Source organism: Streptococcus parasanguinis (assembly GCF_031582885.1).
Classification (GTDB): domain Bacteria; phylum Bacillota; class Bacilli; order Lactobacillales; family Streptococcaceae; genus Streptococcus; species Streptococcus parasanguinis_M.
Map to the genome: position 1 here is coordinate 1,539,692 of NZ_CP133988.1, position 26,284 is coordinate 1,565,975.

General features: G+C 42.0%; 26 protein-coding genes and 3 tRNA genes. 9 read left to right on the forward strand and 20 right to left on the reverse strand.

Annotation, left to right across the window (positions count from 1 at the left end):
* The first annotated feature begins 14 nt into the window (after positions 1–14).
* Together RDV49_RS10425 and RDV49_RS07280 are read left to right on the forward strand one after the other, a co-directional pair.
* Entirely contained in the window at positions 15–197 is a 183-nt protein-coding gene (locus tag RDV49_RS10425; protein WP_080554422.1) for a hypothetical protein, read from the forward strand.
* Between the two features lie 25 nt (positions 198–222).
* Positions 223–570, forward strand: a complete 348-nt coding sequence (locus tag RDV49_RS07280) for a DUF6568 family protein (protein ID WP_003007199.1) — start codon at positions 223–225, stop codon at positions 568–570.
* Between the two features lie 26 nt (positions 571–596).
* On the opposite strand, the gene mutY is transcribed toward RDV49_RS07280, so the two are convergent.
* The 5 genes from mutY to yjbM all read right to left on the reverse strand — a co-directional run bounded on the left by mutY (position 597) and on the right by yjbM (position 5,357).
* Entirely contained in the window at positions 597–1,751 is a 1,155-nt protein-coding gene (gene mutY / locus RDV49_RS07285; RefSeq protein WP_003007196.1) for an A/G-specific adenine glycosylase, read from the reverse strand.
* Between the two features lie 246 nt (positions 1,752–1,997).
* A complete protein-coding gene (pta, locus tag RDV49_RS07290; protein ID WP_003007194.1) occupies positions 1,998–2,972 on the reverse strand; it encodes a phosphate acetyltransferase in 975 nt (324 codons plus the stop codon).
* 21 nt (positions 2,973–2,993) lie between these two features.
* Entirely contained in the window at positions 2,994–3,887 is an 894-nt protein-coding gene (locus RDV49_RS07295; protein WP_003007192.1) for an RluA family pseudouridine synthase, read from the reverse strand.
* The gene (locus tag RDV49_RS07300) at positions 3,884–4,702 is read right to left on the reverse strand and encodes an NAD kinase (protein WP_282188909.1); all 819 of its coding nucleotides are present in this window, start codon (positions 4,700–4,702) and stop codon (positions 3,884–3,886) included. The genes RDV49_RS07295 and RDV49_RS07300 overlap by 4 nt, the downstream gene beginning before the upstream one ends.
* On the reverse strand, positions 4,686–5,357 hold the full coding sequence (gene yjbM / locus RDV49_RS07305; protein ID WP_003007189.1) for a GTP diphosphokinase: 672 nt from the start codon (positions 5,355–5,357) through the stop codon (positions 4,686–4,688). The genes RDV49_RS07300 and yjbM overlap by 17 nt, the downstream gene beginning before the upstream one ends.
* 95 nt (positions 5,358–5,452) lie before the next feature.
* Here yjbM and RDV49_RS07310 point away from each other — a divergent pair, with 95 nt between their 5' ends.
* The 6 genes from RDV49_RS07310 to RDV49_RS07335 all read left to right on the forward strand — a co-directional run bounded on the left by RDV49_RS07310 (position 5,453) and on the right by RDV49_RS07335 (position 9,512).
* Positions 5,453–6,010: a CYTH domain-containing protein gene (locus RDV49_RS07310; RefSeq protein WP_037607878.1), complete on the forward strand. Its 558-nt coding sequence runs from the start codon at positions 5,453–5,455 to the stop codon at positions 6,008–6,010.
* Between the two features lie 72 nt (positions 6,011–6,082).
* Positions 6,083–7,039, forward strand: a complete 957-nt coding sequence (locus tag RDV49_RS07315) for a ribose-phosphate diphosphokinase (protein ID WP_003007186.1) — start codon at positions 6,083–6,085, stop codon at positions 7,037–7,039.
* A gap of 9 nt (positions 7,040–7,048) precedes the next feature.
* Complete coding sequence (locus RDV49_RS07320; RefSeq protein ID WP_003007184.1) at positions 7,049–8,161, forward strand: cysteine desulfurase family protein; 1,113 nt, start codon at positions 7,049–7,051, stop codon at positions 8,159–8,161.
* 9 nt (positions 8,162–8,170) lie between these two features.
* Positions 8,171–8,518, forward strand: a complete 348-nt coding sequence (locus RDV49_RS07325) for a DUF1831 domain-containing protein (protein WP_003007182.1) — start codon at positions 8,171–8,173, stop codon at positions 8,516–8,518.
* Position 8,519: 1 nt separating this feature from the next.
* Entirely contained in the window at positions 8,520–8,735 is a 216-nt protein-coding gene (locus tag RDV49_RS07330; RefSeq protein ID WP_003007180.1) for a DUF4649 family protein, read from the forward strand.
* Positions 8,736–8,864: 129 nt separating this feature from the next.
* Positions 8,865–9,512, forward strand: a complete 648-nt coding sequence (locus tag RDV49_RS07335; RefSeq protein ID WP_003007178.1) for a redox-sensing transcriptional repressor Rex — start codon at positions 8,865–8,867, stop codon at positions 9,510–9,512.
* Between the two features lie 202 nt (positions 9,513–9,714).
* On the opposite strand, the gene radC is transcribed toward RDV49_RS07335, so the two are convergent.
* The 4 genes from radC to gyrA all read right to left on the reverse strand — a co-directional run bounded on the left by radC (position 9,715) and on the right by gyrA (position 14,120).
* Positions 9,715–10,398 (reverse strand): RadC family protein, encoded by a 684-nt coding sequence (gene radC, locus RDV49_RS07340; RefSeq protein WP_003007177.1) that lies wholly within the window; start codon positions 10,396–10,398, stop codon positions 9,715–9,717.
* Between the two features lie 54 nt (positions 10,399–10,452).
* The gene (locus RDV49_RS07345; RefSeq protein ID WP_003007175.1) at positions 10,453–10,731 is read right to left on the reverse strand and encodes a hypothetical protein; all 279 of its coding nucleotides are present in this window, start codon (positions 10,729–10,731) and stop codon (positions 10,453–10,455) included.
* Positions 10,732–10,906: 175 nt separating this feature from the next.
* Complete coding sequence (locus RDV49_RS07350) at positions 10,907–11,650, reverse strand: class A sortase (RefSeq protein WP_003007173.1); 744 nt, start codon at positions 11,648–11,650, stop codon at positions 10,907–10,909.
* Positions 11,651–11,663: 13 nt separating this feature from the next.
* Positions 11,664–14,120: a DNA gyrase subunit A gene (gene gyrA / locus RDV49_RS07355; protein WP_003007171.1), complete on the reverse strand. Its 2,457-nt coding sequence runs from the start codon at positions 14,118–14,120 to the stop codon at positions 11,664–11,666.
* Positions 14,121–14,318: 198 nt separating this feature from the next.
* On the opposite strand from gyrA, the gene RDV49_RS07360 reads away from it, so the two are divergent.
* A complete protein-coding gene (locus RDV49_RS07360; RefSeq protein ID WP_037607876.1) occupies positions 14,319–15,305 on the forward strand; it encodes an L-lactate dehydrogenase in 987 nt (328 codons plus the stop codon).
* Positions 15,306–15,349: 44 nt separating this feature from the next.
* On the opposite strand, the gene RDV49_RS07365 is transcribed toward RDV49_RS07360, so the two are convergent.
* From RDV49_RS07365 to parE, 11 genes are all read right to left on the reverse strand, one after another.
* Positions 15,350–15,766 (reverse strand): NUDIX hydrolase, encoded by a 417-nt coding sequence (locus RDV49_RS07365; protein ID WP_003007167.1) that lies wholly within the window; start codon positions 15,764–15,766, stop codon positions 15,350–15,352.
* Positions 15,767–15,823: 57 nt separating this feature from the next.
* Positions 15,824–15,895, reverse strand: a tRNA-Arg gene (locus RDV49_RS07370).
* Positions 15,896–16,139: 244 nt separating this feature from the next.
* Positions 16,140–17,488 (reverse strand): IS3 family transposase gene (locus tag RDV49_RS07375; protein WP_155106216.1). Its coding sequence is split into 2 segments (ribosomal slippage): positions 16,140–17,047 and positions 17,047–17,488, totalling 1,350 coding nucleotides; the frame shifts between segments, so codons are not numbered across the junction.
* 79 nt (positions 17,489–17,567) lie between these two features.
* Positions 17,568–18,767, reverse strand: a complete 1,200-nt coding sequence (gene rpsA / locus RDV49_RS07380; RefSeq protein ID WP_003007163.1) for a 30S ribosomal protein S1 — start codon at positions 18,765–18,767, stop codon at positions 17,568–17,570.
* 168 nt (positions 18,768–18,935) lie between these two features.
* Positions 18,936–19,007, reverse strand: a tRNA-Gln gene (locus tag RDV49_RS07385).
* 9 nt (positions 19,008–19,016) lie between these two features.
* Positions 19,017–19,097, reverse strand: a tRNA-Tyr gene (locus RDV49_RS07390).
* Positions 19,098–19,149: 52 nt separating this feature from the next.
* Entirely contained in the window at positions 19,150–19,380 is a 231-nt protein-coding gene (locus tag RDV49_RS07395; protein WP_003003589.1) for a DUF2969 domain-containing protein, read from the reverse strand.
* A gap of 236 nt (positions 19,381–19,616) precedes the next feature.
* Positions 19,617–20,639, reverse strand: coding sequence for a branched-chain amino acid aminotransferase (locus RDV49_RS07400; RefSeq protein ID WP_003007161.1), 1,023 nt, complete (start codon positions 20,637–20,639; stop codon positions 19,617–19,619).
* Positions 20,640–20,814: 175 nt separating this feature from the next.
* Positions 20,815–23,268, reverse strand: a complete 2,454-nt coding sequence (gene parC / locus RDV49_RS07405) for a DNA topoisomerase IV subunit A (protein WP_003007159.1) — start codon at positions 23,266–23,268, stop codon at positions 20,815–20,817.
* A gap of 158 nt (positions 23,269–23,426) precedes the next feature.
* Complete coding sequence (locus RDV49_RS07410) at positions 23,427–24,260, reverse strand: aminoglycoside 6-adenylyltransferase (protein WP_003007158.1); 834 nt, start codon at positions 24,258–24,260, stop codon at positions 23,427–23,429.
* A 56-nt stretch (positions 24,261–24,316) separates the two neighbouring features.
* The gene (parE, locus tag RDV49_RS07415) at positions 24,317–26,266 is read right to left on the reverse strand and encodes a DNA topoisomerase IV subunit B (RefSeq protein ID WP_003007156.1); all 1,950 of its coding nucleotides are present in this window, start codon (positions 26,264–26,266) and stop codon (positions 24,317–24,319) included.
* Positions 26,267–26,284: the final 18 nt, after the last annotated feature.

Genomic DNA, 26,284 nt, shown 5'->3' on the forward strand with positions numbered 1-26,284 from the left:
TTATTTTTGGATTGTTGAGCAAGACGCAGTGGTCGAGTGGGCTCTACTACGCTGATTTTATCAGCTTTTACAACCCTACTCAACTGTGCGGAGGTAGGACGACGAAATCGAATTCTAACGAATTACCGATTTCTCTCCCACTCTCTCTTTCTTTCGTAGCAAATACCAGCGATTTTATAGAAAATATGGCATACTAGACTTAGAAGAAAGCGAGGTAATCTCATGGAACAATTTTTAGAAGATATTAAAGATCTTGAAGTCACAACTGTCGCGCGTGCGCAAGAAGCGATCGATCAAAAAGAAACAGCGACCTTCTTTATCGGACGCAAGACTTGTCCTTACTGCCGGAAGTTCGCTGCTAAGTTAGCAACTGTCGTAGCTGAAACAAAAGCTCATATCTATTTTATTAATAGTGAAGAACCAAGTCAGCTAGACGCGTTACAAGCCTTCCGCTCAACCTACGGTATCCCAACTGTCCCAGGATTTTTACATATCGAAGCCGGTGAAGTCAGTGTTCGTTGCGACTCATCTATGTCTGAAGAAGAAATCAAAGCATTCGCTCATTTATAAAAAAATAGCTAGAGATCAGTCTCTAGCTATTTTTCATTTTCCGTAAAAGTCGTCCAAATCTTTTGCTGGGGTTTAGCAAAAGGATAGGCCGAAAATTCTTCTGGTGTTAACCAAACAGTCGATTCGCTTGCTGGCTGTTCTCCTTCTTTTACCAGACCATATCGAATTTGAACCTGCCATTTGCGATGCGAAAAGACATGCTGAACGATAGGATAAGATCTGTCCTGCCAATCAATGGCCAAGTCATAGTCTTGTTCAAAGGAAAGAATTTCTGGGTTACTCGCTACTTCCCTCTTACTATCCAGTAGTGACAATTGGCCTAGGTTCTCAGATAGGCTATCCACTTCGATCAAGGGGAAATGCCAGAAGCCTGACAAGAGTCCTTCTCGCTCATTTTTCTCCAGTAAGTAGCGTCCTTGACTATCCTTGATAATAAAGGCTGTTAGATAGACAGGTACCGGTTTCTTTTTAGGAGCCTTAATGGGATAACGATCCATGGTCCCATGTTGGTAGGCCGCGCTAAATTCCTTAACAGGACTCTCTTCCGGCCGTGGATTGACTGGCGATTCAATATCGGATCCCAAATCCATCAAAGCCTGATTAAAATCACCCGGCCGGGCCGGATCGATCAAGATTTCCATCATGGCTTGAAAAATCTTGCGATTGGTCGGAACTCCGATATCGTAGTCCACTTCAAACAAACGGGCTAGAACACGCATGACATTGCCATCTACTGCTGGCTCTGCTAATCCAAAGGCAATACTAGCGATAGCACCAGCTGTATAAGGCCCAATGCCCTTCAGTTTAGAGATTTCATCATAGCTTGATGGGAACACTCCTCCGTGATTTTCCATTATCTGCTGGGCAGCTTTCTGCATGTTGCGGACACGTGAGTAATACCCCAAGCCTTCCCAAGCTTTTAAGAGTTTTTCTTCAGAAGCTTGAGCCAAATCAGCGACCGTCGGAAACCAGTCTAAAAAACGCTCATAATAAGGAATCACCGTATCGACTCGTGTTTGCTGGAGCATAATCTCTGAGATCCAAATTTTATAAGGATCCTGGGTCCTTCTCCAGGGGAGATCCCGTTTATGGGCATCATACCAAGCTAATAACTTTTCTCGGAAGGAAGCAATTTTTTCCTCCTCCCACATGGTAATCCCGTAATCTTTTACATCTAACATATTCCTAGTATACCATAGAATGAGTTAGAGTTTAGAAATTCTGATTTTATAATGAAAAAGAGGCTGGGACAAAAGTCCTAGCCTCTCAATTGTTTTTGGATTGTCGAGCAAGACGCAGTGGTTGAGTGGGCTCTACTACGCTGATTTCATCAGCTTTTACAGCCCTACTCAACTGTGCGTAGGTGGGACGACGAAATCGAATTCTAGCGAATTACCGATTTCTGTCCCACGCTCTAAATGCATTACTTATTGCTCTACAGCTTGAGTAGCCGTAATCAAGGTTAATTTATAGACGTCATCTGCATTACATCCACGAGAGAGGTCATTGACTGGTTTGTTCAACCCTTGCAATACTGGACCTACCGCTGCAAAGCCACCAAGACGTTCTGCCATCTTGTATCCAATGTTACCTGCCTCAATACCTGGGAAGATAAAGACATTGGCTTGTCCTGCCACCTTGCTTCCTGGAGCTTTCAAGGCTGCAGTTGCAGGGACAAAGGCTGCGTCAAATTGCAATTCCCCGTCAATTTCAAGGTCTGGACGAAGTTCATGGGCAAGCTTAGTCGCTTCAACAACCTTATCAACACTTTCACCGAAACCAGATCCTTTTGTTGAATAGCTCAACATAGCAATTTTTGGATCAATACCAAACATCTTGGCTGTGATAGCTGAATTGATAGCAATTTCGGCTAATCCTTCAGCATCTGGTTTGATGTTAATGGCACAGTCGCCGAACAAGTAGCGTTCAGATCCACGAACCATAAGGAAAGCCCCTGAAGTCCGTTTTACATTTGGACGAGTTTTGATAATTTGAAGAGCCGGACGAACTGTTGCGGCTGTTGAGTGAATCGCACCAGAAACCATCCCATCAACAATTCCCATGTGCACCAACATGACACCAAAATAGTTAACGTCGTCTTTCAAAACTTGACGCGCTTCTTCTTCTGTCATTTTGCCCTTACGACGTTCTACTAAGGAAGCTACCATTTCTTCAAAACCTGGATAAGAATGAGGATCGATGACTTCATATCCATCCAAAACCCCTTCGATTTCAAGATAAATCCGAATTTTATCTGGATTACCAAGCAAGACAGGGGTTACTTCTGTCTCGTTCACAATGCGTTTTGTCGCTTGGAGGATACGAGGTTCTTCACCTTCTGGTAATACAATACGTGCATTCTTACCAACGAGGTTGGCTTTGAGATTTTCGAAAACTTCCATGAGTTTTACTCCTTTTAATAATTAATAACTAGTTTGAAGCTGTGTTAATACAGCTTGGAAATCTGGAGGCAGTGGACTTTCTATGACCAATTCTTCCTCTAGAAATGGATGATAATAGGATAGACGATGACAATGAAGGGCTTGGCGCTCAATGCCGTCTTCTAAACTTCCGCCATAGAGATCATCTCCCAAAAGCGGAAAACCAATATGGGAAAAATGAACGCGGATCTGATGAGTCCGACCTGTGTGTAACTGAATATCCACAAGGTGAATATCACCAAAAGATTGAACAACCTGGTAGCTAGTATGAGCATACTTGCCACCTTTAGCTACCTTGCGGGTGATAATTGAATCTTCATCACGCGCAATCGGAGCAATAATCTCTCCGACAGGATCAAGCTTACCAGATCCCTTGACCAAGGCATAATAACGTTTCTGAATCGTTTTAGACTGCAATTGCTTATCCAAGCGAGCATGGGCATAGCCATGTTTGGCAAAGAGCATAACGCCACTTGTATCCTTGTCCAAACGAGTAACAATGTGAACCTGCTGGTTCTCGTAGCCCTGCTTCACATAGTAGCCCTTTACAAAATTTGCTAAGGTATTGGAATGAATCGCACTTGGAATCGATGCGATCCCAAAGGGTTTGTTTAAGACCAAAAAATGATCATCTTCAAACAAAATATCCAAAGGCCGATCCATGGGTTTTAGGGTTTCGAACCCTTCTTCTGCTGGAATATCAATGACCAAGCGATCCCCAATATCCAACAAATAAATCGCATTCTCCGGACGTCCATTGACAAGGATCTGGCCACCACGAAACTTAATCTTTGCTAAGAGGCCCTTAGAAACCTCGTGCTTTTTCAGGAAGGTCTTGACCTTGACATGCTCATCGACAATGAATTCAAATCTCATTCTCTATCATCTCCGATAAAGGCATCCTTGACCCGATTCCAGAAACTGGTGTGACTGGAGCTTGCCACAAAATTAATCTTATGGTTGTCAATCTGGTATTCTACCTTTGCAATATTGCGATAAGAATAGGTTGAATTGTCAACAGAGATAATGTGGAAGCCAGGTCTCGTCGGTGTAATCTCGATCTTATCCTTTTTAGGGACAATGACAGAAGAACCCAAGGTACGATAAACGCGGTTGTTGAGACTGGCGATCTCAGCGATTTGCAGCGCCTCAATAGTTGGGTGAAGGACTGCTCCTCCCAAGGATTTGTTGTAAGCCGTACTTCCTGTAGGAGTCGAAACAGTAATGCCGTCTCCTCTGAAGCGCTCAAAATCCACTCCATTAATCGTAAGATCGGCAACCATGGTCCGGTCGCTTCTCTTAATCGTTGCTTCGTTCAAAGCCCTCATGGTACGGGTTTCCCCATTTTCAAAAGTAATCTTGACATTCAAAATAGGGTAAGAAACCTTGGCACCTGTATCATATTTTAAATTCTCAACTAGCTTATCAATTTCACTGTCTAAGTAATCTGTATAGAATCCTAAGTGTCCGGTATGGACACCAACAAATCGCACCCGATCCAACTGGTGTTCATACTTGTGAAAGGCCGATAGCAACATCCCATCACCACCAATGGAAATCACAATATCCGGGTGCTTCTCCGTCAAAATAAAATTATTTTTCCGAAGCTTGTAGCGCAATTGCTGAAAAACCTCTTCACTTTGACGCTTTCGATTGCGAATAATGGATACTTTTTTACCTGTAGTCTTCATCTGTGTCATCACTATTTCCAACGCCATCATTTAACTTACGATGAAGTGGATCAAATAGAGCTTGAGCTTCCTGTATGGCATCCCGAATTGCTCCCATCTCTTCATCCAAAAGATAGGCCAAGTTGGCTGTCGTCTCTAAGCGTTTTTTGATCTCGTCTGGAAAGTCTCCTTTATATTTATAATTAAGCGAGTGTTCAATGGTTGCCCAAAAGTTCATGGACAAGGTCCGAATTTGAATCTCTGCTAAGATCGTCTCATTTCCATCAATGGTGTCAACCGGATACTCCACCACAACGTGGTAACTCCGATAGCCACTTGATTTCTTGTGGCGGATGTAATCTCGTTCTTGGACCACGCGCATATCCTGCCGTTGTCTCAGAACCTCAAGGATTTCGTCCACATCGTCTACAAATTGGACCATGATGCGAAGACCGGCAATATCTTGCATATCTTGGGCGAGATTCTCTTCAGAAATATTCCTGCGAGACATTTTTTCACGGATACTTTCAATCGGCTTAACCCGCCCTGTGACAAACTCAATTGGAGAATGTTTTTGTTGCTTACGATATTGCTTACGAATCCCACGCAGTTTAATTTTCAACTCTCCAACTGCTTGGATATAGGGGTCTAAGAAGTTTTCCCAATCAATTGCCATCCTACCACCTTGTAATCTGAACCATTTTTGTATACAATAAACACATCTCCTATTATATCATGAATCGCTTTCAAAAAAAAGCAAAGGATGACAAAATGAACCATTTAGAAATTGAATATAAAACCTTGCTAGATAAGGAGGAATACCAATCCCTCCTTCCACTTTTTGCTGATACAGAATTGGTTGTCCAAACCAATCACTATATCGATACACACGACCAGCTCATCCGTAAGGAAAAAATGGCCTTGCGGGTGCGTACTTTCACAGATCAGGCTGAATTGACTCTCAAGGTTCCTGAAGCAGTTGGCCATTTCGAGTACAATCAAGACCTCAGCCCAGAAGAAACCGAAGCGATCCTTCAACACCAACAGTTCCCTGACGGGGAAATCAAAAACCTCTTGATATCTAAAGAAATCCCTGTTGAGCAACTCGCTGTCTGGGGAAGCCTAACAACAGAACGCTTCGAAAAAGAAACAGTTGCAGGATTGGTGGCACTAGACCACAGTCTCTATTTAGACACTGAAGATTATGAATTAGAAATCGAGGTCGAAACTGCTGAGCAGGAAGAAAATTTCCATCAGTTCATCAAAGAGCATGGAATCGTCTACAAAGCTGCAAAAAATAAAATCGCCAGATTGGCGGAAAGATTGTAAAATAGCTGAAATTATCGCAAATTTTTGCTAAAATAGTGCTAAGATCAAAAATCTAAATGAGGTTGGAATCACATGTCAGATAAAAAAAATATGAAGCTCTTCTCTCTCAATTCAAATCCAGAGATTGCGCAAAAAATCGCGGATCATGCTGGGGTTCCACTTGGGAAAATTTCATCCCGTCAATTCTCAGATGGTGAAATCCAAGTCAATATTGAGGAAAGTGTTCGTGGATATGATATTTATATCATTCAATCAACCAGTTTCCCTGTCAACAATCACTTGATGGAACTGTTAATTATGGTAGATGCTTGCCAACGGGCCAGCGCAAATACTGTCAATGTGGTCATGCCTTACTTCGGTTATGCCCGCCAAGACCGGACTGCTGCTCCTCGTGAACCAATCACTGCTAAACTCGTCGCAAACATGTTGGTCAAAGCTGGGGTGGATCGCGTCGTCACACTGGATCTCCATGCAGTGCAAGTTCAAGGTTTCTTCGATATTGCCGTAGATAACCTCTTTACCATTCCACTTTTTGCAGAGCACTACATCAACAAAGGTCTAACTGGTCCTGATGTTGTAGTCGTCAGCCCTAAAAACTCAGGTGTTAAACGGGCTCGTAGTTTAGCTGAATATCTTGATGCACCGATTGCGATCATTGATTACGAGCAAGATGATGCAAACCGTGATTATGGCTATATTATCGGGGATGTCAAAGATAAGAAAGCGATCTTGATTGACGATATCCTCAATACTGGTAAGACATTCTCAGAAGCTGCGAAAATCGTCGAACGCGAAGGTGCTACTGAAATTTATGCTGTATCAAGCCATGGTTTATTTGTAAAAGGAGCTGTTGAATTATTAGACCAAGCTCCGATCAAAGAAATCTTAGTAACCGATTCTGTTGCTCCAAATGGACCAACACCAAAAAATATTAACTATCTGACAGCTAGCGAACTGATCGCTGAAGCTATTGTTCGCATTCAAGAAAGAAAACCTGTTAGTCCTCTATTTGCCTACCACAAGAAATAAGGTCTTAATGTGATATATTTTGATAATGCCGCAACAACTCCCCTTCTACCTGAAGTCATTGATAAAATGTCTGAAACTATGAAGACCACTTTTGGAAATCCATCGAGCCTTCATGCTCATGGACGGATGGCTAGTAAACTCCTCCGAGAATCTCGCGAGCAGATTGCTCAGTCTCTCCATACTCTTCCAAATCGTATTTTCTTCACTTCAGGTGGATCAGAAAGTAATAATACCGTTATAAAAGGCTACTGCTTGAAACACCAAGCAGATGGCAAACACATCATTACGACCGCTTTGGAACACCATGCGGTTCTCGAACCCATCGAATACCTTGTAGAACGTTTCGGATTTGAAGTTACGATCGTCCAACCAAGAGATGGACGCATTCAGGCTAGTGATATCAAGGCTGCACTTAGACCGGATACCATTCTTGTCTCTACCATGTTTGCCAATAACGAGACAGGCGATCTTCTACCGATTAAAGAAATCGGAGAATTCTTAAAAGATCATCCAGCTGCCTTTCACGTTGATGCGGTCCAAGCAATCGGAAAGGTCCCTGTCTATCCCGAAGAGTTGGGAATTGATTTTCTCAGTGCTTCTGCCCACAAATTCCACGGACCAAAGGGAGTCGGCTTCCTTTATGCAGCCGTCCCAGATTTTGATAATCTCATCCATGGTGGGGATCAGGAAAGTAAGATGAGAGCCAGCACGGAAAATCTTATTTCTATTGTCGGGATGGCAACCGCGCTTCAGCAAGCTACACTTCATCAAGAAGAAAATTTCAACCAGGTTCAAAAACTCGGCCAAGAGCTAGTCAATGGTTTAGCAGCCTACGACTACTACGTAAATGCGAATGACGATCATCTTCCATTTGTTTGGAACCTTGGCTTTCCGGGTTTCCAAAATGACGTTTTACTGATGCGACTCGATCTTGCTGGAATTTCTGTCTCTACAGGTTCTGCTTGTACCGCTGGTACAGTTCAACCCAGCCATGTCCTTGAGGCGCTCTATGGAAAAGATAGCTCACGCCTAAAAGAATCCCTTCGAATTAGTTTTTCAGAACTCAATACCGTAGAGGAGGTTCAAGACTTCCTCTCAAAACTTAAAGAAATTTTATCATAGGAGAACAATATGGCTTTTGAAACAAGTGTTTCATTGAAAGACTGCAAATATACCTATAGTCTACACCCAAATGTTAAAAAATATACCTTACGTGACAATACATTCGCTGTTACAAAAGTTGGAAATTACGAGTTAAATCGTTTGCTCGAAGCCGTTCCAAATAGCGGTGAAGGCTTCCTACTTAAAATTATTTTGAATAAAGATTTGACAGGTTTTAAGATCAATATTACAGACAAGTCTGGACTTCGCCTGGTTAATATCTTTAAAAATCCAGAAAATGACATTATCCAACAAAAATTCTATTTCTTAATGGATAGTCTTGTCGAAAGAGAAATTTTCAACAAAACAGAGGCCTAATATGGTAACCTTAACTTATATCGACGCTTACCAAGTAGAACGAACAACTACTTATCCCAACCTTGCAGCCTGCATTCTAGCTTTTTCAGGCTGTGTAACCTTGCCTGACTCTTACTCAATCGTATCCATTGAATACAAGGGAGAAAAACTCCCCTATACAGGGCGAGTCGATGGACTCTATGCTTTTTTGAAAAAGGTAGAACAAGCTGAAAACTAAGCTGATGCTGATGGAACTCTCCATCGCCATCAGCTTTTTCTTTAGACAAAAATATTTTTGAAAAACCGCTCTAGATAGTTGATTTTTTCACAATCTTCCTATACAATAAGAGGGAAAGGTTGTGATATTGTGAAACATGATAAAAATACTCCAATTCCACGCGCAACAGCAAAACGCTTATCGCTCTACTATCGCATTTTTAAACGCTTTAACTCTGAAAAAATAGAGCGCGCCAATTCCAAGCAAATTGCTGATGCAATTGGGATTGACTCTGCTACCGTTCGCCGAGATTTTTCTTATTTTGGTGAATTAGGAAGACGGGGATTTGGTTATGACGTAAAAAAACTGATGAACTTCTTTGCCGATCTTTTAAATGATAATGCCATTACCAATGTCGCTATTGTGGGGATCGGAAATATGGGAAGTGCGCTCCTCAATTATCGCTTCCATGAACGCAATAAGATGAAAATTGTCATGGCTTTTGATGTAGATGATCATGAACTGATTAATACCAAAAGTAAGGATGGGATCCCCATTTATGGGATTTCTACGATCAAAGAAAAGCTCAAACAAGAAGACATTCAAACAGCAATTTTAACTGTCCCAAGTATTAAAGCGCAGGAGGTTGCTAGTCTTTTAGTAGATGCCGGTGTCAAAGGAATTCTAAGCTTTTCTCCGGTCCATCTGACAGTTCCTAAAGACGTTGTTGTCCAATATGTCGATCTCACTAGTGAATTGCAAACACTCCTTTATTTCATGCGAAAAAACGAAGAATAAAGATTTATACATTAACAAGAAAAGAGGCTGGGACAAAAATCCTAGCCTCTCAATTATTTTTGGATTGTCGAGCAAGACGCAGTGGTTGAGTGGGCTCTACTACGCTGATTTCATCAGCTTTTACAGCCCTACTCAACTGTGCGGAGGTGGGACGACGAAATCGAATTCTAACGAATTACTGATTTCTGTCCCACTCTCTTTTTTATACCAAATAATCGGTTTCTTCACGGTAACTATAATAGTTTTCCTCAGATACAATCAAGTGATCTAGTAGTGTTAAGCCCATCACTTCACAGGCCTCTATGACTCGATGCGTTACTTCATCATCATTTTTACTTGGAAATACGGCACCAGATGGATGATTGTGAGCCAAAATGATGGAGGTTGCCATGTGTTTTAGTGCATAATGCAGGATTTCACGTGGCTCCGCAATACTTCGATTCACGGTTCCAATAAAAATGGTCTGCTGATGAATAATTTCATTCTGCGTATTTAAATAGAGAGCAACCAGGTGCTCCTGTTTCTTATGGCCGATTTCCTGTTGAATTTTATGGGCCAATTTCTGACTGCTCATGATCTGTTCGGAACTCATCAATTCGTCTTTATGAATCCTTCGTCCAAACTCAATCACAGCCTGAAGTTCGATGGCCTTCACCCGGCCAATGCCAGAGATTTCCTGTAGTTCCTCTAGGGTTAATTGACTTAACTCCTTTAAACTATTAACCGAACTCAGAAGACCTTGTGCAATCTCATAAACGCTTTTTTGCTTATTGCCTGTCCGTAAGAGAATGGATAACAATTCTTGATGACTCAGCTTATCTACCCCTTCAGAAACCAAACGTTCTCTAGGAAGCAAAGATGGTTCAATAAATGATATGTCGTACATAATTTCCTCCTCACTTATTAATTCGTAATAAATGGAGAAAACGACAACCTTTCATTATTTACAGGCGATTTCTTCCTTCAAATCATCTAACACTAAGACTTCATCTCTATTAAAGCGGATTTGGTAACCTGTTTGAACTTGTTCAAGTTCCTTTAAAAACTGTTGAATTTCACAGCGAATCAAGTACTCCTGGCTCTGAGGTATGGCCTCTAAAGCTTGGTAGACTTGCTCTACTTCGTAGATTCCTTTCGTAATTAAACCATTTCGTGGAAAATCATTTACTAAGAGATTGTAGAAATGATGTAAGAGATGATAAATTCGCTCTTTCGTCACTATTCTACCTCCTTATCATACTCTTTCTCCTCTTATTATATACTGATTTTCCCTTAATGTTATGACAAATTCCTTACATAATATTACCAATCTCTTACAATTTTACAAGAATTTCTCCTAGTTTTGCTTCCTACATAGAAAAAGCCCTGGCATCTCTGCCATGGGCTTTATTTTCTTAAAGTTGCATTTGATTATAAGTCTTGCTGAATGAATCCAGGATGTCTTTTGGAGCCTTGTCATAGTCAACAGAAGTTTCCAAATTCCCTTTTACAATCGTACGGTAAGTCGCTGCAGCATCCTCACAGGTCACCAAGGTGATCTCATTGACGCCTTCACGATCTTGAATCACATCTACACGGTCTGGAGTCACTGTCTCAACAGACGAGATGACATAAGTATAGATTTTTTCTTTGTCCGTGATGTAAATCTTCATTCCCGCCTTGGCTTTCTCTAATGGTGAGAATAACATGGCATTTGCTCCAGTTAGACCAAACACGTGGTGACTAGCAAGAGAATAATTGCCTTGCCCCATGACTTGGTTTTCCTTCATGGTCCCTGCTCCGTAGTAGAGGGCTACATTTTCAAGCCCCTTAAAGATCGGAAGGTTCATGTTCAATTCAGGAATCGAAATCCCCCCAATTACTGGTAGCTTTTGAGCTTGCCATTGGGCATTGATGACGGCTTCCGTCGAGAGTGACTGGACATGTTGGAAATCAAAGCTCGTCTTCACTTCTTTATTCTTATCAATGGTTTTTTTATCGACCTTGCTAACCTGGTATTGGTTGGTATGCCAAACCATAATCATGTTTCGGATCGGAGCATTGAAAATCAAGAGAAGCGAGAGAATAATCAAAAGTGTTGCAACGATGTTGATAAGAGTATTGCGTAAACTCTTTTTCTTTTTTCTTTTGCGTGACATGCTGTCCCCTTATCTATTCGTTTTCTTCCACTACTTCTTCATCTTTTTCTTCGGGTTGGACTGTTGTAAAGGTCACAATTTTCGCATCCTGATCCAGTCTCATGACTTTCACACCCTGTGTTGAACGACCAGTTTGAGAGATATTCCCAACACTTGTACGGATCATGACTCCTGTATCAGTAATGATCATCAGATCTTCATCTCCTTTAACGGTTAAAAGACCAGCTAAAGGACCATTTTTCTCTGTGATATTGGCTGTCTTGATTCCTTTACCGCCACGGCCTTTGGTTGGGTATTCGCTAGCCATTGTACGCTTACCATACCCTTTTTCAGTGATGATCAATACTTCATCTTGATCCGTAACGACACTAGCCCCAACAACCTTGTCTCCTTCGCGGAGATTCACACCACGTACACCTGTGGCAGAACGACCCATATTGCGGACCACAGCCTCGTTAAAGCGGACAGAATAACCATACTTGGTACCGATAATGACATCAGCATTGCCATCCGTAAGGAAGACATTGATCAATTCATCCTCATCGCGCAGATTCAGAGCTTTGAGACCATTTTGACGGATATTTGAAAATTCAGCTACATTGGTCCGCTTGACCAAACCTTGTCGCGTCGTAAAGAAGAGGTATGCTTCGTCACTGCGGTCTTGCTCCACATTGATAATGGTTTGAATCGATTCACCTTCGTCCAATTTTAAGAGATTGACGATTGGCAATCCTTTGGCTGTTCGGCCATATTCTGGAATCTCATAACCTTTCAGACGATAGACACGCCCCTTATTGGTAAAGAAGAGCAAATGATCATGAGTGCTCGTAGAGACCAGTTCACGGACAAAGTCATCATCTTTGACACCAGTTCCTTGAACCCCACGTCCACCACGTTTTTGAGCCGTAAATTCCGCTTGGTCCAGACGTTTGATGTAGCCTTTGTTAGAAAGAGTGATCAAGACATCTGTTTCTTCGATCAAATCCTCATCTTCAAGAGAAAGGACTTCTCCGATCATCAACTCAGTTCGGCGAGCATCGCCAAACTTGCGTTTGACTTCTTCCAATTCTTCCTTAATGATAGTTGCCACACGTTCTGGTTTCGCCAAAATATCAGCCAAATCAGCAATCAAGGCAACCAAATCATCGTATTCACTTTGGATCTTGTCTCGTTCCAAACCGGTCAAACGACGAAGACGCATGTCCAAAATGGCTTGGCTTTGACGTTCAGAGAGCTTGAATTTAGCCATCAATTCAGCTTGTGCTTCAGCGTCTGTCTGGCTATTGCGGATGATCCGGATCACTTCATCGATGTGATCCAAGGCAATGAGCAAACCTTCCAAGATATGGGCACGTGCTTCCGCTTTTTCTTTATCAAAGATGGTCCGTCGAGTCACTACTTCTTTCTGGTGCTCGATATAAGCACCTAAAATTTGGCGAAGAGAAAGAATCTTTGGAACGCCATTTTGGATCGCTAACATATTGAATCCAAAATTGGTTTGCATTTGTGTCATCTTAAAGAGGTTGTTCAAAATAACGTTGGCCGAAGCATCTCGGCGGACCTCAATCACAAAACGAACCCCTTCACGGTTTGATTCATCCCGTACAGCTGTAATCCCTTCGATCCGTTTTTCTTGCACCAAGCGAACGATGTGCTCGTGCACCTTGGTTTTATTGACCATATAAGGGAACTCAGTGACAACAATCCGTTCACGGCCACTCTTGGTTACTTCAATCTCTGTACGAGAACGAAGAACGATTGATCCTTTTCCGGTTTCATAGGCTTTGTGGATACCTGATTTCCCCATGACCAAAGCACCTGTCGGAAAATCTGGACCAGGAAGAACTTCCATGAGTTCACGGGTCGTTACCTCAGGATTATCCATCATCAGCTTCACTGCATCAATGGTTTCTCCCAAATTGTGAGGAGGAATATTGGTAGCCATCCCAACGGCAATCCCAGTAGCACCATTGACGAGAAGGTTAGGGAAACGTGCAGGTAAGACCAAAGGTTCGCGCTCACTGGCATCATAGTTATCAACGAAATCAACTGTATTTTTATTGATATCCCGCAACATTTCAAGAGCAATCTTACTCATACGGGCTTCTGTATACCGTTGTGCAGCGGCGCCATCACCGTCCATAGAACCAAAGTTTCCATGACCATCCACTAACATGTAGCGATAACTCCACCATTGCGCCATCCGAACCATGGCTTCATAAATAGAGGAATCCCCGTGTGGGTGGTATTTACCCATAACATCCCCTGTAATACGGGCTGACTTCTTATGTGGTTTATCTGGTGTAACACCCAATTCATTCATTCCGTACAAAATACGACGGTGAACAGGTTTCAAACCATCCCGAACATCAGGGAGGGCACGAGCAACGATAACACTCATGGCATAATCGATAAAACTCGTCTTCATTTCTGATGTTAAATTCACATCAATTAGATTCTTATCCTGCATTCAAAAAATGCCTCTCTTTACTTAATTCACCATACTATTATAACACATTTTACCCTATTTTTCTTCTTAGGAACACAAATGTAAAAACGTTTACATCAAGGATTCATACTGTATCAGATGACAAAGACTTTCAAAAGTGGTAGAATGAAGACGTATGAGAATCTATCTCAAAAAAAAATGAAGGAGACGTTTAGACTCATGACTTTGACTAAACAACACAAAAAAGTTATCCTTGTCGGTGACGGTGCTGTAGGTTCATCTTACGCTTTTGCACTTGTCAACCAAGGAATTGCACAAGAGCTTGGAATTATCGAAATTCCTCAATTGCACGAAAAAGCTGTCGGAGATGCGCTTGACCTTAGCCACGCCCTTGCCTTCACTTCACCAAAGAAAATCTATGCGGCTGAGTATGCTGACTGTGCGGACGCTGACCTTGTTGTAATTACTGCAGGTGCTCCTCAAAAACCAGGTGAAACTCGTCTTGATCTTGTTGGTAAAAACCTTGCGATTAATAAATCAATCGTAACACAAGTTGTTGAATCAGGATTTAACGGAATCTTCCTTGTAGCTGCTAACCCAGTTGACGTATTGACATACTCTACATGGAAATTCTCAGGATTCCCTAAAGAACGTGTTATCGGATCAGGTACTTCTCTTGACTCAGCTCGTTTCCGTCAAGCTTTGGCTGAAAAATTGGATGTGGATGCTCGTTCAGTACACGCCTACATCATGGGTGAACACGGTGACTCAGAATTCGCTGTATGGTCACACGCTAACATCGCTGGTGTAAACCTTGAAGAATTCCTTAAAGACACTCAAAACGTTCAAGAATCTGAATTGATTGAATTGTTCGAAGGTGTTCGTGATGCTGCTTACACTATCATCAACAAAAAAGGTGCTACATACTACGGTATCGCTGTTGCCCTTGCTCGTATCACTAAGGCTATTCTTGATGATGAAAATGCGGTTCTTCCACTTTCAGTATTCCAAGAAGGTCAATATGGAATCAATGATGTCTTTATCGGTCAACCAGCTGTTGTTGGAGCACACGGTATTGTACGTCCAGTAAACATTCCATTGAATGATGCAGAACTTCAAAAAATGCACGCTTCTGCTAAAGAATTGAAAGCAATTATTGATGAAGCATGGAAAAACCCTGAATTCCAAGAAGCTTCTAAAAACTAAGAAAAAAACATCTCCTTATTAAAAGGGGATGTTTTTTAGTTGCTTTATTTGGATTTGTCAGCAAGGATTTCAAGCAAATAAGGCACAACGAGATTGCTCTCTATGTCTTTCAAAGAAGAAATCCAGATAAAGTCTGTATGCTCTTCTGGATCTAATATAAAATCACGCTCTTCCAAAATCTCACCAGCATAAACTAGGCGTGTAAAAACAGTATCTTTGCTAGCATCAAACTGACTATCTTCGTGGATAATCTTATTAATCCGAAGCTTTTGATTAACCTCCTCCATAGCCTCACGTAGAGCAGCCTCTCTGGGCAATTCATTCTCTTCTACACTTCCACCTGGAATATCCCAATAAGATGGATAGACATTAGGGAGACCTCGCTTTATTTTCGAGCGTTTGATAAGCAAATACTTCCCGTCTTTCTCAATTAAGGTATGCGCGATTAATTTTATTGTCATTGCATGTTCCTCCAAGAAAGAGCAAAAAAGACTCCGGAGGAGCCTCATTATGTATCATCCACCCTGAGGGAATCGAACCCCCATCTCAAGAACCGGAATCTTACGTGATATCCATTACACTAAGGGTGGCAACTGTTATAGTATATCAAATTTTTGAGAATTTTACAAGTAAAAAAGAGAGTGGGACAGAAATCGGTAATTCGTTAGAATTTGATTTCGTCGTCCCACCTCCGCACAGTTGAGTAGGACTGTAAAAGCTGATGAAATCAGCGTAGTAGAGCCCACTCAACCACTGCGTCTTGCTCGACAATCCAAAAAATAATTAAGAGGCTAGGACTTTTGTGTACTGACCCCAAAAAGTTAGACAATGAATTTACACAAAGGATTTAGTTCTGTATTGCACAGGACTGAGTCCTTTTAGTTTGACCTTAATTCGTTTATTGTTGTAATAATCAATGTAGTCTACAATAGCTTGTTCTAATTGCTCAAGTGACTGAAACGTCTTCTCATACCCATAAAACATTTCGGACTTAAGAATGCCAAAGAAGGATTCCATCATGCCGTTGTCTGGGCTGTTACCCTTACGTGACATGGACGGTTGAATTCCTTTATCCTCTAAAAAACGATGATAATACTGGTGTTGATACTGCCATCCTTGATCACTATGGAGAATTGTATTTGTGTAATGATTCTCAGTAAAGGCCTGGTCTAACATAGCTTTCACTTGTTCTAAATTTGGCGACGTCGAAAGATTATAAGCGACGATTTCACTGTTAAAACCATCTAATACTGGTGATAAGTAGAGTTTTTGAGTGCTTGCTGGAATGGCAAATTCTGTCACATCTGTGTAGCACTTTTCCATTGGTTTTGAAGCTTCAAACTGGCGTTGAATAAGGTTGTCGGCTTTCTTACCAATATCTCCTTTGTGAGAAGAATACTTTCGCTTCTGCCGGATTCTAGCTTGTAAATTGAGGACATTCATCAACCGCTGAACCCTCTTATGATTGACCAAAAAGCCATGATTTCTTAATTCTAAATGTATCCGACGATAACCATAATTTCCCTTGTGTTCAGTAAAAATAGATTGGATTTCAGCTTTAAGCCCTTGATCCTTATCTGGTTTGTCTAGCTGTTTCAAATGATAATAGTAGGTCGAACGAGCGAGTTTAACGGCCTTTAGAAGAATATCTAACGAAAACTCAGTGATTAATTCTTGAACAATTTCTGTCTTTCTTCTTTCTCTTTTTCCTCCTTCAATCGGAGTTCTCTCAACTTTTTTAGAACAGCATTCTCCGCTCTCAGGTATTCATTTTCTGCTTGAAGACGCTCTAACTCAGTCATCTCTTCAGGTTTCTTCTTTGGCTTACGTCCCATTTTAGGTATCCTTCCTCTTGTTTTCTCAACAATAGTATACCCATTTTTCTTGTATTGTGCCAGCCAATTTGGAAGCATTCCTTGGTTTGGGAGAGCATAATCAAGGCTTACACTTCTTTGTGAACGACCTTCAAGTAAGACTTTATCAATGATTTCTCGTTTTAGTTCAGGAGAATAGTAACAATTCTTTCCTTTTTTTACGATTTCTATTCCATAACGATCAATCAATTTAATCATGTACTGAAGATTAGAAATCTTTATCCCAAATTGATTTGAAAGTCGCCTAAAACTCTCTCCTTGCTTTCTTGATTCATATATTTGAACTTTATCTTCAAAAGTTAATTTCATAATAAAAGCACCCCAAAAATTAGATTTTTCTGTCTAACTTTTAGGGTGCAGTTCATTTTGTCCCAGCCTCTTTTAAATATTACAATTCGATATCGCCAAACAAGTCAGCCATTGAGAATCCAGTTTGAGTTTCTGGAAGATCAAAGTCACGTTTTTCTTGTTTTGGACGACGTGGGCGAGATTGACGTTTTTCTTGTTTTTCGCCTTCTTCTTGAGCTGGACGTTCTTCAAGAGCTTTGATAGAAAGTGATACACGTTCATCTGCAGCATTTACTTCAAGAACTTTAACAGTTACTTCTTGTCCAACTTTAAGAACATCTTTTGGATTTTCAACACGTTTGTGTGAAATTTGTGAGATGTGTACAAGTCCGTCGATACCTGGCAATACTTCAACGAATGCACCGAAGTCAGTCAAACGTTTAACAGTTCCTTCGATCACATCACCAGCAGCCAATTTTTGTTCAACGCCATCCCAAGGTCCAGGTGTTGTTGCTTTCAATGAAAGTGATACACGACCTTCTTCTTCGTTCAAGTCAAGAACTTTCACTTGGATTTCTTCACCAACAGTTACAACTGATTTAGGTGATACGTTGCGTTCGTGTGACAATTCTGTTAAGTGAACCAATCCATCAACACCACCAAGGTCGATGAAAGCACCGAAGCTTGTGATACGTGCAACTTTACCAGTTACGACATCACCAACGTTCAATTTACCAAATACTTCTGCGCGTGCTGCAGCTGATTCAGCTTCAACAACTTCACGACGAGAAAGGATGAAGCGGTTTTCTTTTGGATCTACTTCTTTGATTTTAGCATCAAATTCTTGACCTACGAAACGTTCAGTGTTACGTACAAAACGAGTATCAAGCATTGAAGCTGGAATAAATCCACGAAGTCCTTCAAATTCTACTGAAAGTCCGCCCTTAACAGCGCGAGTTCCTTTAACAGTAACAACTTCTTCTTCACGTCCGACCAATTTGTCCCATGCTTTGCGAGCTTCCAAACGTTTTTTAGATACAAGGTAAGTTACTGTATCAGTATCTTTACCAACTACTTGACGAAGAACAAGCAATTCAAGTGTTTCACCTGGTTTTACCAAGTCGTTGATGTTAGCATCACGATCGTTTGTCAATTCACGAAGAGTCAAGACACCTTCGACACCAGTTCCAGAGATTGCAACGTTAGCTTGGTTCGCGTCAACTGTCAATACTTCAGCAGTAACAACGTCACCTGGTTCAACTTGGCTAACACTGTTTAGCAAATCTTCAAATTCATTCATCTAAAAAATCCTCCAACAATCAAGTTTTCTAAAACTTGACATACTTATAATTATTTTTCCTAAGCAAGCACTCGCAATGAGATCAACTACAATCTTTAACGACTCATCCTATAAAGAAATAAAATACCTGGATAGATATTTTATCACTTATCTGATATTACCTAAGAACTGGGGTAGCTGGATTCGAACCAACGCATGAGGGAGTCAAAGTCCCTTGCCTTACCGCTTGGCTATACCCCATGAATGAAATGGAGAGAGAGGGATTCGAACCCCCGAACCCGAAGGAGCGGATTTACAGTCCGCCGCGTTTAGCCTCTTCGCTATCTCTCCATATAAATCAACAGGATCTATTATACCATTGATTTATTATGATTGCAAGCCCTTATTTATTCAAATTATAATTTTCTATCAAAATTTCAACGGCTTTTTCAAGTTTTTTGTAAAGAGAATCCACATTTCCATTTTTGATAATGGCAAATTGACCAGCCATATCTGCAATTTCACCAATCGTTTTCTTTCCAATGGACAAAGTGAAACCATCAAAAGTATCTTTTCCGACGGTTACTTTACTATCAACGATTTGAATCTCAATTTTCTTATCTTTTTTACTCATTTCAACCCTCTTTTCACTTTTTCTATTTTACAAAAATTCTCTTGATGACGCAAGAGAAAAGGGAGTGGGTCAGAAAGAATTTAGTTAGAAATTCCTTCTTTCTCCCACCCCCGAAAAGGTCATTCGGCACTCTTCTATTCCTAAAAGCGAATGAAGAGAACGATTAGCTACTGCGTCTTTTCGTTAAGACTTGTTCTCATTGAAGCCTGGACACTTTGGTCTCAGACGCATTCGGTTTAATTGACTTTGACAATCCATCCTTCTGGCGCTTCGACATCACCAAATTGGATACCGGTCAACTCGTCATAAAGCTTCCGTGTGACAGGCCCTACTTCTGTTTCAGAATAGAAGACATGGAAGTCATCCCCATGTTGAACGCCTCCGATCGGAGAGATGACAGCTGCGGTACCACAAGCTCCTGCTTCTACAAAGCGATCCAACTCATCGATAAAGACATCCCCTTCAATTGGTGTCATACCAAGACGGTTTTCTGCTAGGTAAAGCAAAGAGTACTTAGTAATAGATGGCAAGATAGAAGGGCTCAATGGTGTCACAAATTCGTTATTAGCAGTGATACCAAAGAAGTTTGCAGAACCAACTTCTTCAATCTTGGTGTGAGTCGCTGGATCGAGGTAAATCACGTCAGAGAAGTTACGATCATGCGCAATCTTACCTGGCAACATACTAGCTGCATAGTTCCCACCAACTTTTGCAGCCCCAGTACCATTTGGAGCAGCACGATCGTACTCATCTTGAATCAAGAAGTTCGTTGGAACCAAACCACCTTTAAAGTAGTTACCGACAGGCATTGCAAAGATGGTAAAGATATACTCATCTGCTGGATGCACACCAATAATATCACCAACACCGATCAAAAGAGGACGAAGGTAAAGGGTAGCTCCTGTACCATATGGTGGAACATACTCTTCATTTGCTTTAACAACTGCCTTACAAGCATCCACAAACATATCTGTTGGAACTTGAGGCATCAACAAACGATCAGCCGTACGTTGCAAACGTTTAGCATTTTCATCTGGACGGAACAATTGGACGCTTCCATCTTTTGTACGGTAGGCTTTCAACCCTTCAAAGGCTTGCTGACCGTAATGCAAACTTGGAGAAGATTCGGACAAATGTAAGGTCGCATCTTCTGTCAATTCCCCTTTTTCCCAAGCTCCATTGCGATAATGTGCCAAATAACGATAGGGTAATTTCATATATGAAAAGCCAAGGTTTTCCCAATCAAGTGATACTGTCATAATAGTGCTCCTTTTAATTCTTTCTATTCCTTGTCGATCTGATGCAGGTCGATTCAGTTTCTCAATCTATGTACACTATTGTACACCATTTCATGAGAATTTCAAGCGAAATTTTCAATTTTCAGAAAATTTATTTTTAAAGAAAGTCAGTCCTAGAATGGACCGACGCTTTCTTTTATTTGATGGTAGCTGAAAAAACTTCTTGATCCGAAATAGTATCGTTAACAAAGGATCCATTGCTTGTTCTTTCAGAAATGCTTAATTGTGTTAAATCAACTTCTGTTACCTGACCTGTTGTAGAAGTGATCTGAAGAATTTGATCTTGTTCTGCCACTTCTTCTTGGCTCGTAAAGAGATCAAAATCTCCCTGGTCAGTGAAGACTGGACCCGCCTTGAAGACGCGGTGTGGTTTATTTTTCAACTCACGCAAGACCTGTAGTCCCCGTTTAGCCCGACTGGTCACAGGAATATCGTCTTGTAACATCCTTTTGAGACTGCCTCGCTGGGTCAGAATGTACATGCTTGGAGTCGTCGACTTAAAGGCGGCAGAAACTTGATCTCCGTCTTTGAGGTTAATGGCTTTGACCCCTGCTGCTTTAGCTCCTACGACAGGGACCTCTTCAATATTGAAGCGCAACCCGTAACCATTTTTAGTAATGATCATGATGTCTTCAAGGACAACTGGCGCAACTGCTACGATACAGTCATCTTGGTCTTTTAGCTTAGCGTACTTAGTCGATTTAGAACGATAGGTCCGCCATGGGCTCAATTCCTTGCGTTCAAAGCGCTTGATTTGTCCTTGTTGAGTTGCTGCAAAATAGGTTACTCCCTCAAACTGATCCACAATCTCCGCAAAGAGAATTTCTTCCTCTTGCTCGAAATTGGTCAAGGTTTGACTGAGGTGCTCTCCGATATCCTTCCACTTGGTATCTGTCAATTCATGAATTGGTCGATAAATGGCATTCCCCAAGTTGGTAAAGAGTAAGAGATGCTGAGTTGTCTTAGCAGGCTCTACGAAAATCAACTCGTCATCGTCTCGCTTACCGACTTCTTCCAGTGTTGATGCATTGAAAGAACGAGGCGAGGTCCGTTTGATATATCCAGCACGGGTTACGCTGACGAAGGTTTCCTCTTCGACAATGAGACTGGCTGTATCAATCTCGATCGTTTTAGCCGTGTCCTGCAATTCACTGCGACGCGGATTCCCAAAGAGCTTCTTGACTTCACGCAATTCCTTCTTCATGAGGTTAAACATAGTCCGTTCATCCCCAATGATGGCTGCCAAAGTCGCGATTTGCTCCTTGAGACTGGCATGCTCTTCTTCCAATGTCACGATATCCGTATTGGTCAAACGGTACAATTGCAAGGTAACAATAGCTTCTGCTTGTTCTTCCGTGAAATCGTAGCTGACCTTGAGGTTTTCCTTGGCATCTGCCTTGTTTTCAGAAGCGCGGATCAAGGCAATGACTTCATCGAGGATGGAAATCACGCGGATCAAGCCCTCTACGATGTGGAGCCGTCGTTCTGCCTTTTCCTTATCAAAGCGCGAGCGAGCGACAATGATATCCCGACGGTGAGCAATGTAGCTAGAGAGAATCGGTACGATCCCCACTTGACGAGGGGTATAATTGTCAATCGCCACCATATTGAAGTTGTAGTTGACCTGCAAATCCGTATACTTGAACAAGTAGTTCAAAATCAAATCTGCATTGGCATCTTTTTTGAGCTCAATCGCAATGCGAAGACCATCTCGGTCAGACTCATCCCGAACCTCTGCGATGCCAGCTACCTTGTTGTTGACCCGGACATCATCAATCTTCTTGACCAAGACTGCTTTATTGATCTCATAAGGGATCTCGGTAACAACGATTTGCTGCTTACCGCCCTTGAGCTGCTCGATCTCAGTTTTAGAGCGGACAACCACCCGGCCCTTACCAGTTTCATAGGCTTTCTTGATCTCATCCCGTCCCTGGATAATGGCACCAGTTGGGAAATCAGGTCCAGGTAGAAACTCCATGAGCTTGTCTACCTTGGCAGATGGATGGTCGATCATATAGACCACGGCATCAATGACTTCAGCGAGGTTATGTGGTGGAATATCTGTCGCGTAACCAGCTGAAATCCCTGTAGCTCCATTAACCAAAAGGTTTGGAAAGGCTGCCGGCAAAACAGTTGGCTCTTTTTCTGTATCATCAAAGTTCCAGGCAAATGGCACTGTATTCTTTTCGATATCTTGCAAAAGATAGCCTGCAATTTCAGACAAACGGGCCTCGGTATAACGCATGGCTGCAGGTGGATCACCGTCCATGGAACCATTGTTTCCGTGCATTTCCACAAGGATCTCACGGTTCTTCCAGTCTTGAGACATGCGGACCATGGCATCATAGATGGAACTGTCTCCGTGAGGGTGGAAATTCCCCATGATATTACCGACAGACTTGGCAGACTTGCGGTAGCCCTTGTCATGGGTATTGCCATCCTTATTCATCGAATAAAGAATCCGTCGTTGAACTGGTTTCAAGCCATCCCGAATATCAGGAAGAGCCCGTTCTTGAATAATGTATTTGGAGTAGCGACCAAAGCGCTCCCCCATGATGTCCTCCAAGGACATATTTTGAATATTAGACATAAGATACAAAGCCCTTAAAATACAAAGTGAAAATTAGAAATTTATCTTTTTCACACAGCACTCAGGGCGTGTTCAACTCCTTTCAAAGAATGTTGAGTAGTCTTTTGTAGAAAAAGGCAATCGGTTACCACAAGCAACCAAAGGATCCTTTTTTTAGTTTAAAATAGATTCATTGAATGATTCGAAAGTTTCTCTTTAGCATAAGAAGTCATTTTTTCTGCTACTTCCTTATCGTAAGTAAACCCCATCTCTTGGGCCAGAATTTGAGCTTCTCGATTGAATAGCCCCATGGTAGCAAATAAAGACTGAGTGATTTTATCGAAACTTGATAAATCAAGCAAAGCTGAGAACTCCTTCTCTTGCCCGGCTGGTAGATACTGGAAGAGGTACTTGTAGTTCTTTCCGATATCAACTATTCCCCTATCGCTTGTCACCTGCCAAGCTATGACCTTAAGCAATTCTTGCTGACAAATGCCATAGAGGTGGTCGGTCGCATAGATAAGCTGATTTCTTCGAATGGCCTTTACGATATAAGCCGATACCCACCAAAATTCATTGCAGGATGCTGCAAATTCCTCTTCAGTAGGCGGAGCTGTCCAATAGCGCTTGGAATTAGGCTGATAGACTTCAAACAAGCCTTTGTCGTCTTTTATAACTTCAAAATTTGCTTCGCTGTCCACCCACTCTTGGATAGACTCCTTGGGGCAGAGGGTCAAATCGATACGGTTGCCGTCTTCAAAGAGCATGAGATACAGACGACGGTGTCCAAGGACATTGTGCTGTTCAATCAGACGCATTCCAAACTGGTCTAGCCAAGATAAATCAGATAACAAGTCGTTCAGATTTTCAACTATATAGACCACATCATAATCTTGAAACTCGTCTTTGGGTGCCCGAGGATTCGTTCGTGATCCGGATAAGGCAATTGCCTCTACTTCTAGAGTATCAGCTATTTGCAAAATCAGATTCATCATTTCTGTATCAGTTCTCATGTCGATTCCTTACCATTTCTACATCCCAGCTTATTTAATTTATAAGTAGAAAGTGATTAAAATACCGTATTTTCTTCCAGGGTAAACTTAACGTTATCTTCAATCCATTGACGACGTGGTGCAGCCTTATCTCCCATAAGGACAGAGACACGGCGTTCTGCACGCGCCAAGTCATCAATGGTGACACGGATCAGGGTACGAGTTTCTGGATTCATGGTGGTTTCCCAAAGCTGATCCGCATTCATTTCCCCCAACCCTTTGTAACGTTGGAGGGTTGCTCCACGGCCAAATGTCCGACGCAACTCCTCTAATTCGCTATCTGTCCAAGCATAGGCCACTTCTTCTTTCTTGCCTTTGCCTTTGGACATCTTATAAAGAGGAGGAAGCGCAATGTAGACATGTCCAGCTTCTACCAAAGGTCGCATATAGCGATAGAAGAAGGTTAAGAGAAGAGTTTGAATGTGGGCACCATCTGTATCCGCATCGGTCATGATAATGATCTTATCGTAGTTGGCATCTTCCACAGAGAAATCTGCCCCAACTCCTGCACCAATGGTATAGATCATGGTGTTGATTTCCTCGTTCTTGAGGATATCACTCATATTGGCCTTCTCAGTATTAAGAACCTTCCCACGAAGTGGAAGAATCGCTTGGAACTTCCGGTCCCGTCCTTGTTTGGCAGAACCGCCAGCAGAGTCTCCTTCGACTAGATAGAGTTCATTTTTCTTAGGATTTTTAGACTGGGCTGGAGTCAATTTACCAGATAAAAGTCCTTTGTCCTTTTTGCTCTTCTTGCCATTTCGGCTTTCATCCCGCGCTTTTCGAGCTGCTTCACGCGCATCCCGGGCTTTAATAGCCTTACGAATGAGATTAGAAGCCAACTCCCCATTTTCCATAAGGAAGAAGGTCAATTTATCAGAAACAATGCTATCGACGACTGGACGAGCCAAGGGACTTCCTAATTTGTCTTTGGTTTGCCCTTCAAACTGCAAATGAGCTTCTGGAACCAGGATAGAGAGAACAGCCGACAAACCTTCACGGTAGTCTGATCCTTCCAGATTCTTGTCTTTTTCTTTGAGGAGCCCTGTCTTTCTTGCATAGTCGTTCATAGCCTTGGTAATGGCTGTCTTCAGACCCGTCTCATGGGTTCCCCCATCTTTGGTGCGGACATTATTAACGAAGGACAAGATATTATCTGAGTAGCCATCATTGTATTGCATGGCCACTTCTACCTGAAAACCATCTGATTCGCCACTAAAGTAGAGAACAGGTGTCAAAGTTTCCTTGTCTTCGTTCAAGTACTCTACGAAATCTTGGACACCATTTTCATAATGAAAGGCCACATGGTTGTCTTCTTCCTTACGGAGATCGGTCAGCGTCAGCGTTACGTCCTTCAGCAAGAAGGCTGATTCTTTGATTCGCTCAGCAATGGTATTGAATTTGAAATCTGTCGTTGAAAAGATGGTTGGATCTGGCATGAAGGTGACCTTGGTCCCTGTCTTAGACTTGGGAGCAGAGCCAATCTTCTCGAGGGTCGTAACTGGTTTTCCCCCATCTTCAAAACGTTGCTTGTAGACAGCTCCATCACGGGTAATTTCTACCTCTAGCCAGCTAGAAAGGGCATTGACGACAGAAGATCCCACTCCGTGAAGACCTCCAGATGTCTTATAGCCTCCTTGACCAAACTTCCCTCCGGCGTGGAGGACTGTAAAGATCACCTCAACGGTTGGTTTACCCATAGCATGCATCCCGGTCGGCATTCCACGTCCCTGGTCTTCTACCGATAGAGAACCATCTTTATTAATCGTTACATCGATTTGTGATCCAAAGCCAGACAAGGCTTCATCGACCGCATTATCCACGATCTCCCAGACCATGTGATGCAAGCCATTTCCGTCGGTCGATCCGATATACATCCCTGGACGTTTACGGACTGCATCCAACCCTTCTAGTACCTGAATGGCATCGTCATTATAATTATTAATATTGATTTCCTTTTTTGCCACAAGGAACCTCCTGTTTGT